The organism is Rhizobium sp. NLR22b (assembly GCF_019685295.1).
GTDB lineage: Bacteria > Pseudomonadota > Alphaproteobacteria > Rhizobiales > Rhizobiaceae > Rhizobium.
Map to the genome: position 1 here is coordinate 95757 of NZ_JABDWM010000011.1, position 16345 is coordinate 112101.

Annotated in this window: 17 protein-coding genes and 1 pseudogene; 3 read left to right on the plus strand and 15 right to left on the minus strand. The window is 61.7% G+C overall.

All coding sequences use genetic code 11. The features are described from left to right. Window positions 1–13: 13 nt before the first annotated feature. A complete protein-coding gene (locus tag HJC00_RS18680; protein WP_221164460.1) occupies window positions 14–1384 on the minus strand; it encodes an FAD/NAD(P)-binding protein in 1371 nt (456 codons plus the stop codon). Between the two features lie 201 nt (window positions 1385–1585). Here HJC00_RS18680 and tauA point away from each other — a divergent pair, with 201 nt between their 5' ends. The 3 genes from tauA to HJC00_RS18695 are packed head-to-tail and all read left to right on the plus strand — an operon-like array spanning window position 1586 to window position 4295. Then, on the plus strand, window positions 1586–2599 hold the full coding sequence (gene tauA / locus HJC00_RS18685) for a taurine ABC transporter substrate-binding protein (RefSeq protein WP_210633540.1): 1014 nt from the start codon (window positions 1586–1588) through the stop codon (window positions 2597–2599). A gap of 56 nt (window positions 2600–2655) precedes the next feature. Next, window positions 2656–3444 (plus strand): taurine ABC transporter ATP-binding protein, encoded by a 789-nt coding sequence (locus HJC00_RS18690; protein ID WP_210633539.1) that lies wholly within the window; start codon window positions 2656–2658, stop codon window positions 3442–3444. Then, window positions 3441–4295 (plus strand): ABC transporter permease subunit, encoded by an 855-nt coding sequence (locus tag HJC00_RS18695; protein ID WP_221164461.1) that lies wholly within the window; start codon window positions 3441–3443, stop codon window positions 4293–4295. Before HJC00_RS18690 ends, HJC00_RS18695 begins: the two co-directional genes overlap by 4 nt. A 97-nt stretch (window positions 4296–4392) precedes the next feature. On the opposite strand, the gene HJC00_RS18700 is transcribed toward HJC00_RS18695, so the two are convergent. From HJC00_RS18700 to HJC00_RS18765, 14 genes and pseudogenes are all read right to left on the minus strand, one after another. Next, entirely contained in the window at window positions 4393–4701 is a 309-nt protein-coding gene (locus HJC00_RS18700) for a hypothetical protein (RefSeq protein ID WP_221164462.1), read from the minus strand. 11 nt (window positions 4702–4712) lie between these two features. Beyond that, entirely contained in the window at window positions 4713–5294 is a 582-nt protein-coding gene (locus tag HJC00_RS18705; protein WP_221164500.1) for an alpha/beta hydrolase, read from the minus strand. A 161-nt stretch (window positions 5295–5455) separates the two neighbouring features. Then, window positions 5456–5626, minus strand: a complete 171-nt coding sequence (locus HJC00_RS18710) for a hypothetical protein (RefSeq protein ID WP_221164463.1) — start codon at window positions 5624–5626, stop codon at window positions 5456–5458. A 121-nt stretch (window positions 5627–5747) separates the two neighbouring features. Beyond that, complete coding sequence (locus tag HJC00_RS18715; protein ID WP_210633534.1) at window positions 5748–5945, minus strand: hypothetical protein; 198 nt, start codon at window positions 5943–5945, stop codon at window positions 5748–5750. A 10-nt stretch (window positions 5946–5955) separates the two neighbouring features. Then, the gene (gene msuE, locus HJC00_RS18720) at window positions 5956–6516 is read right to left on the minus strand and encodes an FMN reductase (RefSeq protein ID WP_210633533.1); all 561 of its coding nucleotides are present in this window, start codon (window positions 6514–6516) and stop codon (window positions 5956–5958) included. A gap of 120 nt (window positions 6517–6636) precedes the next feature. After that, window positions 6637–7233: a 2-hydroxychromene-2-carboxylate isomerase gene (locus HJC00_RS18725; protein WP_210633532.1), complete on the minus strand. Its 597-nt coding sequence runs from the start codon at window positions 7231–7233 to the stop codon at window positions 6637–6639. Between the two features lie 67 nt (window positions 7234–7300). After that, window positions 7301–8334, minus strand: a pseudogene (locus tag HJC00_RS18730) (LLM class flavin-dependent oxidoreductase). A 15-nt stretch (window positions 8335–8349) separates the two neighbouring features. Beyond that, window positions 8350–9288 carry an ABC transporter substrate-binding protein gene (locus HJC00_RS18735; protein ID WP_221147223.1) on the minus strand — a complete coding sequence of 313 codons (939 nt, stop codon included), beginning with the start codon at window positions 9286–9288 and terminating at the stop codon, window positions 8350–8352. A 72-nt stretch (window positions 9289–9360) separates the two neighbouring features. Further along, window positions 9361–10305, minus strand: a complete 945-nt coding sequence (locus tag HJC00_RS18740) for an ABC transporter substrate-binding protein (protein WP_210633529.1) — start codon at window positions 10303–10305, stop codon at window positions 9361–9363. A gap of 91 nt (window positions 10306–10396) precedes the next feature. Further along, window positions 10397–12172, minus strand: coding sequence for an amino acid ABC transporter permease/ATP-binding protein (locus HJC00_RS33030; RefSeq protein ID WP_210633528.1), 1776 nt, complete (start codon window positions 12170–12172; stop codon window positions 10397–10399). 35 nt (window positions 12173–12207) lie between these two features. Continuing rightward, a complete protein-coding gene (locus HJC00_RS18750; RefSeq protein ID WP_221164464.1) occupies window positions 12208–12762 on the minus strand; it encodes a GNAT family N-acetyltransferase in 555 nt (184 codons plus the stop codon). Beyond that, window positions 12759–13958 (minus strand): M20 aminoacylase family protein, encoded by a 1200-nt coding sequence (locus HJC00_RS18755; RefSeq protein ID WP_210633526.1) that lies wholly within the window; start codon window positions 13956–13958, stop codon window positions 12759–12761. The genes HJC00_RS18750 and HJC00_RS18755 overlap by 4 nt, the downstream gene beginning before the upstream one ends. Before the next feature lie 17 nt (window positions 13959–13975). Next, complete coding sequence (locus tag HJC00_RS18760; RefSeq protein ID WP_210633525.1) at window positions 13976–15325, minus strand: LLM class flavin-dependent oxidoreductase; 1350 nt, start codon at window positions 15323–15325, stop codon at window positions 13976–13978. A 25-nt stretch (window positions 15326–15350) separates the two neighbouring features. Beyond that, a complete protein-coding gene (locus HJC00_RS18765; protein ID WP_210633524.1) occupies window positions 15351–16343 on the minus strand; it encodes an LLM class flavin-dependent oxidoreductase in 993 nt (330 codons plus the stop codon). Window positions 16344–16345 lie beyond the last annotated feature (2 nt).

Genomic DNA, 16345 nt, shown 5'->3' on the forward strand with positions numbered 1-16345 from the left:
GGGGATAGCCGGTCTATGACTCGGCCGCCGGCCGCTGCGCGACGATCTCTTCGACCACGGCCTTGGCCTGCACCCGAATGTCGGGGACGGCCGTAATTTCCCAGAATTGTCCCGCCGTCAAGGCTCCCACCGCAAACAGCCGGACAGGCGAGATCCGGGATGGCCCTATGACCTCGGAAGCGGCATCCACCTGAATGCCGAGGCCGAGAGGATCGGCGGCGATCAGCTGAGACCGGCTCATTTCCTTCAAAAGCGGTGAATGGCTGATCCCGGCGCGCTCCATTCCCGTGCAGTTGATCACCCAATCCGCCTTGATTGCGGCGAGATCGCGTGTCGCTCTGAACCTGTATCCGGCAACGAACCTGCCCTTCTCGGCCTCGAGCGATTTCAGGAAACCGGCGTGGAATCGAACGGTTCCCTCCGAGACAAGTTGGTCGAACCTGTCGAACACGTCAGGCGCGACGCGGTGACGGTGGATGTTCCACCAGGGAAGCGCATGCCTGAGGAAACGGGCCCGCTCCTTGCTGGAAAGCCGTTGCCAGAGAGCCTGCGTTTGAGGCCTCAGGCCATCCATCACGCTCCGCCAGTCGTCGACCGACCTGCCCTTTTCCCGCAAGCACTTCAATATGCCGCTGATCGTACCGGGAAGCGCCTCGACATCGATCTTCAGAGGTGCGGGCGGTTTTCTCGCATGCCCGAGCGGCGCAAGCCCGCGGCGCGAAAGCACGTCGATCCTGCCTCTATGGCCGTGAGCACGCAGAGCCAGAACCTGATCGATCATCGTCAGCCCGGAACCGAGGATGCAGACCATATCGGACGATGCGACACGTCTCAGCCAGGAGAGCCGCCACGGGTTCTCGATTATCCGCGATCGCGCCGACAGTGGCACGCCAGCCGGATCGATGGGCAGGTTGGCGTTGCCGACGCCAAGGCAGAGCACCACGTTCCTGCCGGCAATCTCGTCGCCATTGCCGAGATGGAAGGCCAGAGTGCTGTTGCAACGTTCCACGCATCCCGCTGCCTTGGCCCGGATGAAATCAACCCGACAGCGGCCGTCCCGCTTCCGAAGCAGCTGCGCGAGCGTATCCCTGACATACAGGCCGTAATCGCTGCGCGAAGCGAAATCGCCGGCCTGCAGCCTCCGTCCGCGATTTTTCAACCAGTCGACAAAGTCGTCGGGCTGATGCGGCATCAGGCTCATCCGGCCCGCGGGCACGTTGAGACGATGAAGATAGAGTTCCGTCCGGTACGCCGTCCCGCGGCCGAAGCCGGGATCGTCGCCAACGACGGCAACCGTCGCCGAAGCTGGAAGCTGCCCGATGAGATTACAGGTTACGGCTATCGCCGAAAACCCAGAACCGACCACGATAACATCGTATATCAACGCATTCTCCCTGAGGGTCTGCACCTTGGCTCCTGCCGCTCACCCGTTCCGGGGACCGCGCAAGCGGCAGAATCACGAAAACAAATGTCTCCATAGTCTATAAATATAGTTTGTTATTCCTCCCGCTAGCCCGTTCTCAACCATTACCCTTTTGAGGGTGAGATCAAGGGCCGGATGTGGCCCTGAACAAAGGGGCTCAAGATGAATTTCAGAAATTTCATTGCCGCGATCGCCGTCGGCGTCGGAACTCTTGCAACGGCTGTCGTCGCTGAAGCGGCCGACAAGAAGGTCGTCGTCGGCTATCAAACTGATGCGCTACCGTCATCGGTCGCGATCGCCAATGGTGAATTTGCCAAGACGACGGGATACGATATCGACTTCCGCAGGTTCAATTCGGGCGCTGAGATCTTTGCCGCCGTTGCCTCGGGCGATGTCCAGGTCGGCTATGTCGGCTCCAGCCCGTTCGCGGCCGCGGTATCACGCGGGCTCGAGGTCAAAGCCTTCTACTTGGCGTCCATCTCGGGGATCGACGAGGCTCTTGTCGTCCGTAACGGCTCCGGCATCGAAAGCCTGAACGATCTGAAGGGCAAGAAGCTTGCCGCCGCGCCCGTGTCGACGGATCACTATCAGCTGCTGGCGCTGATCAAATCGCTGGGCCTGACCGAAAAAGACGTCCAGGTCTTCGCCATCCCCCAGCCGGAAATCGTTGCCAGCTATAATCGCGGCGATATCGACGGCGGCTTCGTCTGGGATCCGGCGCTGACAGAGTTGAAAAAGAACGGCAAGGTCCTTGTGACCTCCAAGGACGTGGCGGACAAGGGTGCACCGACCTTTTCCGCCTGGGTTGCGACCTCGAAGTTCGCCGCCGACAATCCGGATTTCCTCAAGAGCTTCGCTTCGGTCGTCACCAAATACTACGCATCCTTCGCGGCGGACAAAGCCGCCTGGGGTCCCGACAGCGACAATGCCAAGTCACTCGCCAAGCTTCTCGGCGGAACGCCCGAGCAGCAGGCCTCGGCCCTGAAGAACCTGACGCTTCTTACGCCCGAAGTCCAGGCATCGGACGCCTGGCTCGGCGGCGGAGAAAAGGCGGGGGCCGGCAAGATCCTCAAGGACACGGCATCCTTCCTGAAGGAGCAGGGCAAGGTGTCCGGCGTGCTGGACAATTACGGCAGCTTCGTCACCGTCGACGCGCTCGCCGGCGCCACAAACTGATCCTCCCCGGCGCCGGCGCGGCTTGCCGCGCCGGCGCCTAACGCGCGAGTTCCCCTATGCTCAAAGTCGATCACGCCAGCGTTTTCTTCTCCGCCCGCGACGGGCGGACCGTTCACGCGCTCGATCGCGTGTCTTTCGATATTCCCGAACGCGGTTTTGTCGTCGCACTCGGAGCCTCGGGCTGCGGTAAGTCGACCCTTCTTAACGCGATTGCCGGCTTTCTTCCGCTTTCGGATGGCCGGATCACGCTCGATGGCCGCAGCGTCGAACGTCCGGGCGCCGACCGCGGCGTCGTCTTCCAGAAGGACTCGCTGCTGCCTTGGAAGTCAGTCGTCGACAATGTCGCGCTCGGGCTAAAATTCGCCGGCGTAGGCCGGAAGGAGCGGCAAGCGCAGGCGCTGGAGCTGCTCCGGCTCGTCGGTCTCCACGAGTTCGCCAGCGCCTTTCCCTACGAATTGTCGGGCGGCATGCGTCAGCGCGTCGGCATCGCGCGGGCTCTGGCCACCAATCCCGACATCCTGCTGATGGACGAACCGTTCGGCGCGCTCGACAGCTTGACGCGCGAGCAGATGCAGGAATTGCTGGTTTCCGTCTGGAACAAGACGGCAAAGAAAGTTTTCTTCATCACCCATTCGATCGAAGAGGCTCTGTTCCTCGGCACGCAGGTGCTCGTCATGTCGCCTCGGCCGGGGCGCGTCGTCGCCCGCTTCGACCTCGACTTCGTCACACGCTTTGCCGAAACAGGAGATGCCCGCTCGATCAAGGCCTCGCCAGAATTTGCCGAGTTGCGCCAGCAGATACGCGCCATTCTCCACAGCAACGAAGATTTGAGGAGCGTCGCATGAGCGATATAACACAGGCTCCGCCGATTGCGGCTCGCACCGAGGATCGCCAGGTCAAGCTGGTAAAAATGGCCGCCTTCGGCGCAGGCGAGAAATCGACGGTGGCCATCAGCGTCGCCACGGCCCTCGCCATATTGCTGCTGTGGTGGTTCGTCGCCGCGCTAGGCGTCGTTCCGCACCTGTTTCTGCCGCGCCCGGACGAGGTGCTGACGCAGATCGGCGTCATCTATCATGACGGTTATGCCGGGGCATCGCTCTTCGAGCATGTCTCTGCGAGCCTGTTTCGCATCGTGGTCGCCGCCCTCATCGCAATCTCCGCCGGCATTCCGCTCGGCTTGCTCATGGGGCTTAACCGCTGGGCAAAAGGCGTGCTCGACGCGCCGATCGAATTCTACTGGCCGCTTCCACCCCTTTCCTACCTGCCGCTGATGATCATCTGGCTCGGCATCGGAGAGACGTCGAAGATCACGCTCCTGGTGCTTGCGATGTTCGCACCGATCTGCCTCTCGGCTCAGGCCGGCGTTCGGTCGTTGCCGATCGAGCGCGTCAACGCCGCCCGTTCGCTCGGAGCAAGCCGGCTGCAGCTCTTCCTGGACATTGTCCTGCCCTCGGCCCTGCCCGAGATCCTCACCGGCATCCGCATCGCGCTCGGTGTCGGCTGGAGCACGCTGGTTGCGGCCGAACTGATCGCCTCCACCCGCGGCATCGGCTTCATGATCATGTCGGCTTCGCAGTTCCTGGCAACTGACGTCGTGTTTGTCGGCATCGCCATCATCGCGATCTGCGCCTTCACATTTTCGGCCGCCATCCGCTTCCTCGAGGCCTTCCTCGTTCCGTGGAAAGGCAAGCTTTGAGCGGGCAATTCAGCGGCTCCTTCAATTTACGACGCGGAGAGTCAGGGAGTTAGCAGCATTCTTTGTGCGTCCGAAAAGACCCACGGCGCGCTCAGTCTCAATGCACCGTAAACCTGGCCGCATCGGTTCGACGACGCTCCAGGCTGCGTATCAGCATCGCCGCCTCCCTCACAATCGCCGAGAATGTCGCATCGTCGGCCTCGGCGATCCTTGTGGTCATGTCGCGGATGATCGTCGTCAGATGGAGGAGTGACTGGCGGCTGTGCGCATCTTCCGGTCCAACCTGGCTATCGGTCATGCGAAGGAGCGCATGCACCAGCCGCTCCATCGTCTGCCGGCGCCTGCTTCTCGGGTCGGCATTGGGATCTTCGCTCAGGCGCAGGAGATCGGCGACGATATCGGACATTCCGGCTCCATTCACATCGCAAAGGCCGGCGACGCGGAAGCGATATTACGTCGACCCCGCGCCTGCGTCTTCAAGCCTTCCAGCAGCCGGTAACCGTTGCGCCAACGGCCGAAGCCGCTCGCGATGTTGATATGTCCGGCAAGGCCGATATTCCTGGTCTCGGCGTTCCACAGGCGGCCAAACAGGGTCAACCGGTCGACGGCCATGTAAGCATCATTCATGCTGCCGATGACGACGGAAGGAAAAGGCAAAGGCGCTGTCGGCATCTCGCCGAACGAGATATGCCCCGGATGCAGAATTTCCGTGACCGCCAAGTCGCATGGCGCAACAAGCAAGGCCCCTTTCACGCGGCGCGCCGCGCTTCGTCCGGCGAGCCGGGCGGCCAGCAGGCATCCGAGACTATGGGCAACGAGATAGGCCTCGCCAGCCTCTTCGAGCGCACTTTCCAGTCGAAGCAGCCAGCGGTCAAGGTTCGGATGGTCCCAATCGTCCTGGGTAACGCAACGACTGCCCGGCTGGTCCTGCAGCCAGTGCTGTTGCCAATGTCCTTCAGCCGAACCGAACAGGCCGGGAAGAATGAGCACATCACTCATCGAATCAACCCGATCACCAGCGCGAACAGAAATGTGAATGAGCCCGCTATCGTGCAGATCCCGGCCGCATGCCGGAATCGCGACATAAGGCTTCCCGTTGCTCTTACAGCAGCGTGCCGGCGGAGGCCGGTCTCGATGACGATTGCCATCATACCACCTCCTCAATACCAATGGCCGGGTGTAGCGCCCCAATAATGAAGTTCGTATTCGCGTGCAGACCGGTCGCGCTCTTCGTCGCGGACAAGCAATTCGTTTTGAAACTTTCGCGCTGGCTTCGGATCAAGGAAGCGGCCGATCGCGAGCTTCAGCCAGAAGTGGAAATCAAACTTCATGCGAATCTCCTGTCTGGAACTGATGTTCTCGGGCGAAAGCGCATCGCATCAAATCGGATTTATGCGGAGCGCCTTTGATGTCGTAATGCCAAAACCGCTGCGCACTTGTGGGCGAACTGCATCAGGAAATCAGCGAATGACGTCGCGCGTTGGCGAGAAGATCGCCAAGCGGTGCGCTCGGTCCATAGAGCATCAGCAGACGGTTCTCTTCCCGCTTGGCGAGGCGATAGCGCCGAGCGAATTCGAAGACACTCCACATCTGCTCGCCCGCTTCGGGCCTTTCCGCATCGTCCGGCGCCGCCTTCTGAGATCGGAGCATGGCGGCCACCCTATTCGGCCGCCGCCAGTGCCGGCTTTACCTCGGGGAAGAAAGCCGCCAATTCCCCGACCACTTCGCCGATGCGGTTCGAAAGCGCATCCGACGACACCCCGTAGTCGATAAAATCGCGATCGGAGGCGTAGACGGCCGTCGGCAGCGTATGGGCCATGAAAAACCCGAACAGCGGTCGAAGCTGATGCTCGACCATCAGCGCATGCCGGTCGCCGCCGCCGGTCGCCGTGATGATGATCGGCTTCGCCCGCAATTCGTGCGGGTCGATCAGATCGATGAGGTGCTTGAAGTGGCCGGGATAGGAGCCTTTGTAGGTCGGCGAGCCGATAATCAGGGCATCGGCATGCACGATCTCGTCGAGGACGCGCCTCGCCTGCTCATCGAGGTCTTTGCGCCATAAGGAGCTTCCCAGTGAGGGACCGACATCATTGAGATCATAGGTCTTGCTCGTAAAGCCGTATCGATCACTTGCGCGTTCGGCGACATACCGGACGAGGGCCAGTGTCTTCGATGGACGATTGAAGCTGCCAGCAATGCCGACGAGTTTGAAACCTGACATCAGTTTTCCTCTCTGTGATTGCTTCAACTATTGTCTACAAAATTGATAGATTAAAGGAATGGGCGTCTCTCCTTGCTCGCCGGGGTGAAAAAATATTCGTCTTCGCCCGGTTGATTGCGCCTAAGGCCTGTCGCCGCGCAGATGACGTTCGAGGAAGGGCAGATTGTCCTGTCCCCAGTAGATCTCGCCGTCATGGACGTAGGTCGGAAAGCCGAAGACGCCGCTGTCGCGCGCATGCACGCGGTCGGCCGACCATTTGTTCTGAACATCGTCGTCGGCTTGGCGCCTGAGCAGTGCGGCGCCGTCGAAACCGGCGGCGTTCACGATCGCCTCCCGCACATCCGCCTTGCCTATATCCTTCGCCTCGCTCCAGAAGGCATGCTGCAGAGCACGGGCCACGCCGACCCAATCCTGCCCGTCGAGATAGGCGGCGATCACGAAGAGGGACGCCGGTGTTGGGTCGCTGAGCTCGGGGCGGTGCTCGAGCCACAGTTGCTTGCCGCGCACACGGGCCCAGCGTTTGAGATCCCGAATCCAGTAGGCGCGGCGGATTTCCGGGCGGTTGCGCGAAAAAATGCCGCCGTTTTCTTCGACCACTGTCGTCAAATAGGGCGTGATGAGGACGTCGTTCTGCGCCGCCAGCTCGGTAAAGGCGTTGAATCCAATGTATGACCAGGGCGAGCCGATCGAAAAGAAATATTCTACCGTTTTGGTCACTGATGAATGTTCCTCGTAAAGTGAATGTTCAGCCATCGAATGGCGCAGATCGTCGGTCTGGCGAGATTTAGGAAGCGGCCCGAGTTCCGGATTGCGCTTTCCATCCGAGCTCGGGTGCGATTGTTGCCACGAAGTCGTGGAGGATTTGGCGATATTGCTCGTGCTCGAATTCGTAAGGAAGTTCCAGCCTCAGCTCGCTGACTTCGGGCAGGATCGGATCGGAAAAAAGCCGCTCCAATATCTCCTCCGACGTGCCAACGATATCGCGGGCGAACAAGGTACGCCGCTCGCCCTGCGGCGAAAGCGTCCGCTCGTGCCGGCCATCGGTATAATCGCGGTAGCGGCGGCGCGTTGCCGCATCGGCGCTGTCGAGAGGCACGATAACGCGGCCGAGTGCGATCCGGCGCGCGGTTCCGCAGGCACGATAAGTATCGATCAGCCGGGACTGGGCGACGAAGAAGTCATCCGTCCCCTCCCCGGTTATCACATTCCCCGTCAAGAGGTTGAAACCGTTGTGGCCGGCCCATTCGGCCGAATGCTGCGACCCGCCGCCATACCAGATGCGGTCGACCAGGCCCCTGGCAAAGGGCTGCAGACGCGGCCGCTGCGGACCAAAGGGCGTCTTGATGAAGGTCTGCTCGTCGCCGAGATAGCTGCCGCGCAGATTGTCGGCAAAGCGCAGCACCCGCGCGTGCGACAAATCATAGCTCGTCCAGTCTCCGTCGAAGGCCAGCGGCCAATCAGCTCGGCATGCAGCGGCCGGCCGGCGCTGACGCCGATGTTCAGCCGCCCGCGCGAGAGAACATCGACTGTGGCAAGGTCTTCGGCCAGCCGGTAGGGGCTTTCATAACCGATCGGAATGACCGCGGTTCCGAGCTCGATCCGGCTGGTGCGCTGCGTCGCCGCCGCCAGGAAGGCGCTGGCCGAAGAAATCCCCGGCTCCAGATGCCGCTGGCGGACCCAGGCGCTGTCGAAGCCCAGTTCCTCGCCATACTGCAGTTGCTGGAGCGTCTGCTCCAATCCCGACAGCGGGTCGTCATCGGGATAGTTTCCGGGCGTGAGGAAGCCGATATGGCTGATCGATATATTGCGGCCGCTCATGTCATACTTTCCGGATCAATATTTCGGCAGGCCGGGCGGATTGGTCTCTGATGCCGGTAGGGCTTCCTCGGAAAGATGCCAGTGTTCGAGTATCCGCTTGTAAGTACCATCCTCGATCAGGCCATTGGTGGCGATTGTCAGCGCGTCCGCCAGGCCGCTTCCCTTGCGGGTGGCGATCGCGACATCGGAACGATCCGGCCAGCCGGCGCTCAACGTGCCGACCCGCTTGATGTTCTTGTCACGCGCGGCGATGAAGACGAGCTGGGCATGCGGCTGGACGATGACGTCGGCCCGGCCGGAACGAAGCGCGAGAAGGCTTGCCGCCTCGTCATCGTAATATTGCAGTTCGATCGGCTTCAGGCCGGCGGCGACGTCCTCTTCGCTCCACTTCACCAGGATGCGCTCCTGGTTGGTGCCGGCGCCGACGATGATCCTGAGGCCCGCCGCGTCCTTCGGCTCCTTGATCGAGGAGATGGAGCTGTCAGATCTCACGAAGAAGCCGTGCAGGCCCTGGCGATAGGTGGAGAAATCGAACTTCTCCTTGCGCTGCTCGGTGACGCCGACATTGGAGATGACGGCATCGTATTTGCCCGAAGTCAGACCGAGCGGCCAGTCGATCCAGGCGACCGGAACGATCTCCAGCGTCAGGCCAAGACTGTCGGCGACGGCATAGGCATAATCGGGATCGGCCCCGACCACTGTCTTGGCGTCGGTGGCATAGGTGGCAAGCGGAGGCCCGCTGGGGCTGACGGCGATGGTGAACTTGCCAGGTGTAACGAACTTGAAATCCTTCGGGATCGCAGCGATCGCCGCATCGTTCCTGGCGGCATGAAGCCGGCCCGGCTGCTGCGGGCTGAGGTCGAATTCCCCTGCCGCTTGGGCTGCACCGAAGCCGGTTAAGGCAGCCGTCAGCGCTGCGTAGAAGAAGGTGCGGATCGCGGGAAAGGTCGTCACGGTCGATATGTCTCCGTTTGCATCGAAAAGCAGGAGACGGACCGGCCCACATGCCGGTCCGTCAGGTGAACGTTATGAACCGCTCTTCGGCAGGCCGGGCGGGTTGGTCTGCGCCTTGTCGATCGCCTCGGGGCCGAGATTCCAGGCATCGAGGATTTTCTTATAGGCGCCGCTGGCGATTAGATCATTGACGACATTGGTCACGGGTGCGGCAAGTCCGCTGCCCTTGCGTGTGGTGACGGCAATCTCGGCGGTGATCGGCCAACCGCCGCTGACCGTGCCGACGAGCTTGGTCTTGCCGTTGATCCCCGCTGAATAGGCCTGCGTCGCGTTGACGCTGAAGACGGCGTCGGCCCTGCCAGACTGGACGGCAAGATCCTTGACCGCGTCATCGTCGTAATATTGCACCTCGATCGGCTTCAGGCCGGCCGCGACATTCTGCCGATCCCATTCCAGCAGGATCTTCTCCTGGTTGGTGCCGGCATCGGTGATGACCTTCAGACCGGCAATATCCTTAGGCTGCTTGATCGAGCTGATCGGATTATCGGCCCTGACGTAGAAACCGAGCTCATCCTTGCGGTAGGTCGAGAAATCGAATTTCTCCTTGCGCTCTTCCGTGACCGTCACGTTCGAGATTACCGCGTCGAACTTGCCGGAGGTGAGCCCGAGCGGCCAATCGGCCCATGCGACAGACACGAGGTTAAGCTTCAGGCCAAGGCTGTCGGCAATCGCCTGCGCGAGATCGACGTCATAGCCGATGACGGTCTTGGAATCGGAGGCGTAGTCGTGCAGCGGCAGATTGCCGCTCGAACTGATGCCGACAGTGAAGACGCCCTTTTCGACGAACTTGAAGTCCTTGATTTCGGCGATGCGCTTCTCGTTCTTTTCCACCCGCAGCCGGTTCGGCTGTTCGGGACTGAGATCGAACTTCTGCTGCGCCTGAGCGGAACCGAAAACGACCGCCGCAATAGTGACGGCTCCCGCTATCAGAAGCCTTGCTCTATTTGTAAATGTCATGCCCCTTCTCCACTTCATCTTAAGGTTGTGATTGTTGTCATTCGACCGGAGCAGCCCGTCGCGGCCCGGCATTTCACCAGCGTTGTCGGCGCTAGAGAACCTTGGCGAGGAATTCGCGTGTTCGAGGATGTTCCGCTTGCGTAAAGATCCGGGCCGGAGGGCCAGCCTCCAGGATACGGCCGCTTTCCATGAAGACGACGGTGTCGGCGACCTCGCGGGCGAAACCGATTTCATGGGTGACGATGACGAGCGTCGTGCCGGTGCGGGCCAGTTCCTTGATGACATCGAGCACTTCGCCGACGAGTTCCGGATCGAGCGCGGAAGTCGGCTCATCGAAGAGCAGAACCTTGGGGCGGAGCGCCAGCGCCCGGGCGATCGCCACGCGCTGCTGCTGGCCACCGGAGAGCTGGCGCGGATAGGCGTTGATCTTGTCGCTGAGGCCGATACGGGCGAGGAGTTCCCGCGCCAATTGCACGGCTTCCTCGCGGCCGATGCCGCGAACCTGGATCGGTGCCTCGATGAGGTTTTCGAGAACGGTCAGATGCGGGAAGAGGTTGAAGCTCTGGAAAACCATGCCGATATCGGCGCGGCGCTTGAGGATATCCTTTTCCTTGAGCTCATAGAGCGTATCTCCTTTCCTGCTGTAGCCGACGAAGTCGCCGTCGACGGAGATGAAGCCCTCGTCGACACGTTCCAGATGGTTGATAGAGCGCAGCAGAGTCGATTTTCCCGAACCGGAAGGGCCCAGGAGGGCCGTCACGCTGCCCGCCGCCAGGTTGAGCTCGACACCATCGAGCACCTTCAACGATCCGAAACTTTTGGAGATAGCGTGGATGCGCACCGCACCGCCTGTCCGCAGTGCCGTCGAGTCATGGAACCCGAGATTGCGTGCTCTGTCGGTCGTATTATCGAGGGCCGGCAGCGGACGGCGGAAGCGCTCCAGGAATGCCTGGAAGGGCAGCGGCGTCGGATTGCGCACGGCGCCCCTGGAGAAATAGCGCTCGATATAGTGCTGGGCGACCGAGAGCACGGTCATGATGATCAGATACCAGACCGTCGCGACCATCAGCAGCGGAATGACTTCGAGATTGCGGCGGTAGATGACCTGGACCGTGTAAAAGAGCTCCGGCAGCGCCAGCACGTAAACCATGGATGTGCTTTTTGCCAATCCGATGAGCTCGTTGAAACCGGTCGGCAGGATGGAGCGCATGGCCTGTGGTAGCACGATGCGGAAAGCCTGGCGGCGGCGCGGCAGGCCGAGCGCGGCTGCGGCCTCCAGCTGCCCATGATCCACCGACAGAATGCCGCCGCGGACGATCTCGGCGAAAAACGCCGACTGGTTGAGCGTGAGGCCAAGGTACGCAGCGGCAAAAGGCGTCAGCAGTTGCACGGTGGGATAGCTGAACAAGACAGTGTCGGTGAAGGGAACCCCAATCCTGATCGTTTCGTAGAGGTAGCCGAGATTGTTCAAGATCAAGAGCAGCACGATCATGGGGATCGAGCGCAGCAGCCAGATATAGCCCCAGGAAAGGCCTGATAGCAGCGGCGACTTGGAAACACGGGCGAGCGCCAGAGCCGTTCCGAGGATGGAGCCGGAAACGGCGGCGAGCGCGGTCAGGATCAATGTCCTGCCAAGGCCGACGAGCACTGGTTCGGCAAAGAACCATTCGGCAAAGACGCCCCAACCCCAACGCGGATTGGTGAAGGTGGAATAGAGCACCGCGACGATGACGACAGCGGCGAATATCGTACCCGCCAGCCGCTCGGGATGGCGGGCCGGCACGATGCGGTAACGGGAAGTGTCCTGCCTCGGTTCTGCCGTCCCGCTGGCGGGCTCGAGGCCTGCAAAATCCGTCGTCAGTGCCATTGTTGTTTCCCTTTTATGATTGTCGGTCTGCCGTTTCAGAGACTTGCGCCGGCCACCTTCAGGCGCGGTTCGCTTTCGAAAGCCGGCGCAGCGAGATGGGTGATGTCCTTTTCGAAGGGCAGGCTCTTGTAGATCTCGGGGTCGGCAGCCGTGTCGAAGAGCGCGGTGTAGCCATAATTCAGATAAAGGCCGACGGCCTCCGGTTGGCGGAAACCGGTCGTCAGATAGATCCTGCCATAACCTTGGCGCGCGGCCTGGGCTTCCAGCTCCACCAAAACCTTGCGCGCGAGGCCCTGGCGGCGCAGATCGGAGCGCGTCCAGATGCGTTTGAACTCGGCCGTGCGATCGTCATAGTGCTTGAAGGCGCCGCCGCCGATGGTTTCACCATTCCGGATCAACAGCAGAAAATTGCCATGAGGCGGCGCGAAGGCCTCGGGGGGATAGCGGTTGAGCTCGGCCGCTGCACCCCCGGCGTTGAAATAATTGCCGTAGCGGCTGTCATATTCGTAGATCAGCTCATCGATCAGCGGCTTGGCGCGGGGATCGAGAGGGGTCGTATAGAGAAACGAATCGCTCATATCGTTCATCACCCGTTGTCTTCAGTGAGGAAGGTTTCCGCGAGGCGCACCCAATAGCGGGCGGCCGGCGCGATGATCGCGTCGTTGAAATCGTAATGGGCGCTGTGGAGAGGAGCGCTGTCGCCATTGCCGACGAAGAGATAGCTGCCGGGATTGGCCTGCAGCATGAAGGCGAAATCCTCGCTTGCGGTTCTCGGCCGGAAATCCTTCTCGATCGCGGCAAGACCGAGCGCGTCATAGGCGACGTCGCGGGCAAAGGCCGTTTCTTTTGCGTGATTAATGAGCGCCGGAAAACCGAGCCGGTAGTTCACGTCAGCCTCGGCGCCGAAGCTTTCGGCCTGGGCGCGGGCAAGGGCCGGAATGCGCTCCTGCAGCAGCTGGCGGACCGTCTCGCTGAAGGCCCGCATGGTGAGCTTCATCTCCACGCTTTCCGGGATAACGTTCGAGGCGGATCCGGCATGGATCGAGCCGACGGTGGCGACCGCCATGTCCTGCGGATCGACATTCCGCGAGACGACGCTCTGGAGCGCGGTGATGAAGGAGGCCGACGCCAGCACCGGGTCGACGGCGCGGTGCGGCTCGGCGCCATGGCCGCCCTTGCCGATGATCCTGACGACCGCCTGGTCGACCGACGCCATGGCGGGGCCGGTGACAAAGCCGAACTGACCTGCCGCGACACCGGGCCAGTTGTGCAACCCGAACACCGCATCGACGGGAAAACGTTCGAACAACCCTTCCGAAATCATCTTTCGGGCGCCCGCGCCGATCTCTTCCGCCGGCTGGAAGATCAGCCGGAGCGTGCCGTTGAAAGTGCCGCTCTCTGCGAGATAGCGGGCAGCCGCCAGCAGGATGGACGTGTGCCCGTCATGGCCGCAGGCATGCATGACGCCGGGGTTGCTGCTGGCATAACCAAGGTCGGTCGCCTCCTCGATCGGCAGCGCGTCCATATCGGCCCGGATGCCAAGGCGCCTCTTGCCTTCGCCGCGCCTGAGGGTGGCGACGATGCCGGTGCCGGCAATGCCCGTCGCCACCTCATAGCCCCAGGAGGAAAGGCGGGATGCCACGAGCTTGCTGGTCCTCAGCTCCTGGAACGCCAGCTCGGGATATTGGTGCAGATCATGGCGCAGCGCGATGATTTCATCGAGATAGCAGGCGATGCCCTTCTCGACCGGATCGTTGCTGCACGGGTTCTGAGCGATGACGTCCATGGCGGTTCGCCGGCGCCTCAGGCGCCGACAGCCTTTCCGCGTTCGAGCTCATCCGTAGCGGTCGCATAGCGGCTTTCGCGGAAGGGCAGGCCCAGATGGTCGCGCAGCGTCTCGCCCTTCAGGACGGGATCGAAATAGCCGCGCTCGGTGAGGATCGGCAGGACATATCGGGCGAAATCGTCGAAGCCCTCGGCAATGACGGGAAAGCCGAGGATGAAGCCGTCGGCGGCGCCATGATCCACCCAGCGGATGATCTCGTCGGCGATATGCTCGGCAGTGCCGATGAAGGCAGTGCGCGGCGTTGCTGAATCGAGCGCGACCTGGCGCAGCGTCAGCCCTTTTTCCCGTGCTGTCCTTTTGATGCGATCGGTGGTGGCGCGGAAATTGTTCCTGCCGATATCGCCCAGTTCAGGGAACTGATCGTCGAGCGGGTAGACGCTGAAATCATGATGATCGAAGAAGCGGCCGAGGTAGAGGAGCGCCTCTTCGATCGTGACGAGATTGCGGATCGCCTGGTACTTGGCTTCCGCCTCCTCGGGCGTCGCTCCGACGATCGGCCCGATGCCTGGATAGATACCGACTTCCGCGGCACTGCGGCCATGCGCAATCACGCTGTCCTTGAGCTGCCGGTAGAAGGTCTGCGCCTCATCGAACGGCCCGCCATTGGTGAAGACGGCATCGGCATGTTTGCCGGCAAGCCGGATACCGGAATCCGAAGCACCGGCCTGAAAGACGACGGGCTGGCCCTGCTTCGAACGGCCGATGTTGAGCGGCCCCTCGATGCGGAAAAAACGGCCCTTATGGTTGAGCCGATGCATCTTCGTCTTATCGACAAAGACGCCAGTCTCGCGATTGCGCACGAAAGCATCGTCGTCCCAGGAATCCCAGAGGCCTTTGATCGCTTCGATATAATCCTCGGCGATCTCGTAGCGCAGCTCGTGCTCGGGATGTTCGCGGCTGTAATTGCGCCCCGAGCCTTCGAGCGGCGAGGTCACCGCATTCCACCCTGCCCTGCCGCCGCTGATGAGATCGATCGAGGCGAACTGGCGGGCGATGGTGAAGGGATCGCTGTAGGAGGTCGAGACCGTGCCGACAAGCCCGATCTTCGAGGTGGAGGCTGCCAGCGCCGAGAGAATGGCGATCGGCTCGAACCGGTTGAGGAAATGCGGGATCGAGTGTTCGTTGATATAAAGTCCGTCGGCGACGAAGGCAAAGGCGATGCCGGCAGCCTCCGCCTTGCGTGCCGTTTCGACGACGAAGTCGAAATTGACGCTGGCATCGGCTGGCCCGCTCGGATGCTTCCAGGCATTCATATGGCCGCCAGGCCCCTGCAGCATGATGCCGAACGTGACGTGTTTCTGAGTCATGGGATTCGATCCTCCTTGAAAAGGGTCAGGCGACGAGGGACAGCCGCTCGGCGGCGAGCAGCTCGATCGAGGCAAGGCGGTCGGCGGTTGAAAGCGCCGGCGTGTCGAGGACGAACTCCTTGACGCCGTACCGGCGGTGAAGCTGGTCCAGTTCCCCGCGGATCTGCTTGGCCGTGCCGTGGAGCACGCTCGGCACCTTTTCCTCGATGCGGTAGTCGGTGACGCCCGCCTGACGGGCAAATTCGGCTGCCTGCTCCTCACTGCCGACATTGACGGTCTGGCCGCTCGGCAGGAACACCTTGACGATGCGCAGACTACCGACGCGCTCGCGGGCATATTCCTCGCTTTCGGCGGCAAAGGCGGCGAGCGCCAGGATCGGGCGCTTGCCGCCGGATGCCCGCTCATAGGCCGCGAAAGTCTTGCTGAGATTGTCAGGATCGCCGTTCAGGTGGCCGGCGAAGACGAGCTGCCAGCCCTTCTCGGCAGCGAGTTCAGCGCTTTCGACACTGGCGCCGAGCAGGAAACGTTCAGGAGCCATCGGCGGAAAGGGCGTTGCCTGCGCGCCGTCGTAGTTGGGGTCGGCGGCGAGATAGGTATTGAGGTCCGAAAGTTGGCGTGCAAAATCCGGCTTCCTAGACGGATCGACGGCAAGCTGCAGAGCCCGCGTCGATAGCGGGAAACCGCCCGGCGCTTTGCCGACTCCAAGATCGACGCGGCCGGGCGCGAGCGAAGCCAGTAGATTGAAGGTCTCGGCAACCTTGTAGGCGCTATAATGCTGCAGCATGACGCCGCCGGAGCCGACGCGGATCTTGGAGGTCCTGGCGAGAAGGTAGGCGATCAACGCTTCCGGTGCGGAGCTCGCCAGGTTGGACATGTTATGGTGTTCGGCGACCCAGAATCGGTGATAACCGAGTTCCTCGGCCCGGGTGGCGATCTTCACCGTCGCCCTCAACGCGTCCACGGCGGAAAGGCCCTGTTCGATCGGGCTTTTGTCGAGAAGGCTGAGGAGGTAAGTCATGA

Excerpts from the sequence above, each read along its gene's own strand:
- tauA (WP_210633540.1), top strand. The coding sequence starts at position 1,586 with ATGAATTTCAGAAATTTCATTGCCGCGATCGCCGTCGGCGTCGGAACT.
- HJC00_RS18690 (WP_210633539.1), top strand. The coding sequence starts at position 2,656 with ATGCTCAAAGTCGATCACGCCAGCGTTTTCTTCTCCGCCCGCGACGGG.
- HJC00_RS18695 (WP_221164461.1), top strand. The coding sequence starts at position 3,441 with ATGAGCGATATAACACAGGCTCCGCCGATTGCGGCTCGCACCGAGGAT.
- HJC00_RS18700 (WP_221164462.1), bottom strand. The coding sequence starts at position 4,701 with ATGTCCGATATCGTCGCCGATCTCCTGCGCCTGAGCGAAGATCCCAAT.
- HJC00_RS18705 (WP_221164500.1), bottom strand. The coding sequence starts at position 5,294 with ATGAGTGATGTGCTCATTCTTCCCGGCCTGTTCGGTTCGGCTGAAGGA.
- HJC00_RS18710 (WP_221164463.1), bottom strand. The coding sequence starts at position 5,626 with ATGAAGTTTGATTTCCACTTCTGGCTGAAGCTCGCGATCGGCCGCTTC.
- HJC00_RS18715 (WP_210633534.1), bottom strand. The coding sequence starts at position 5,945 with ATGCTCCGATCTCAGAAGGCGGCGCCGGACGATGCGGAAAGGCCCGAA.
- msuE (WP_210633533.1), bottom strand. The coding sequence starts at position 6,516 with ATGTCAGGTTTCAAACTCGTCGGCATTGCTGGCAGCTTCAATCGTCCA.
- HJC00_RS18740 (WP_210633529.1), bottom strand. The coding sequence starts at position 10,305 with ATGACATTTACAAATAGAGCAAGGCTTCTGATAGCGGGAGCCGTCACT.
- HJC00_RS33030 (WP_210633528.1), bottom strand. The coding sequence starts at position 12,172 with ATGGCACTGACGACGGATTTTGCAGGCCTCGAGCCCGCCAGCGGGACG.
- HJC00_RS18755 (WP_210633526.1), bottom strand. The coding sequence starts at position 13,958 with ATGGACGTCATCGCTCAGAACCCGTGCAGCAACGATCCGGTCGAGAAG.
- HJC00_RS18760 (WP_210633525.1), bottom strand. The coding sequence starts at position 15,325 with ATGACTCAGAAACACGTCACGTTCGGCATCATGCTGCAGGGGCCTGGC.
- HJC00_RS18765 (WP_210633524.1), bottom strand. The coding sequence starts at position 16,343 with ATGACTTACCTCCTCAGCCTTCTCGACAAAAGCCCGATCGAACAGGGC.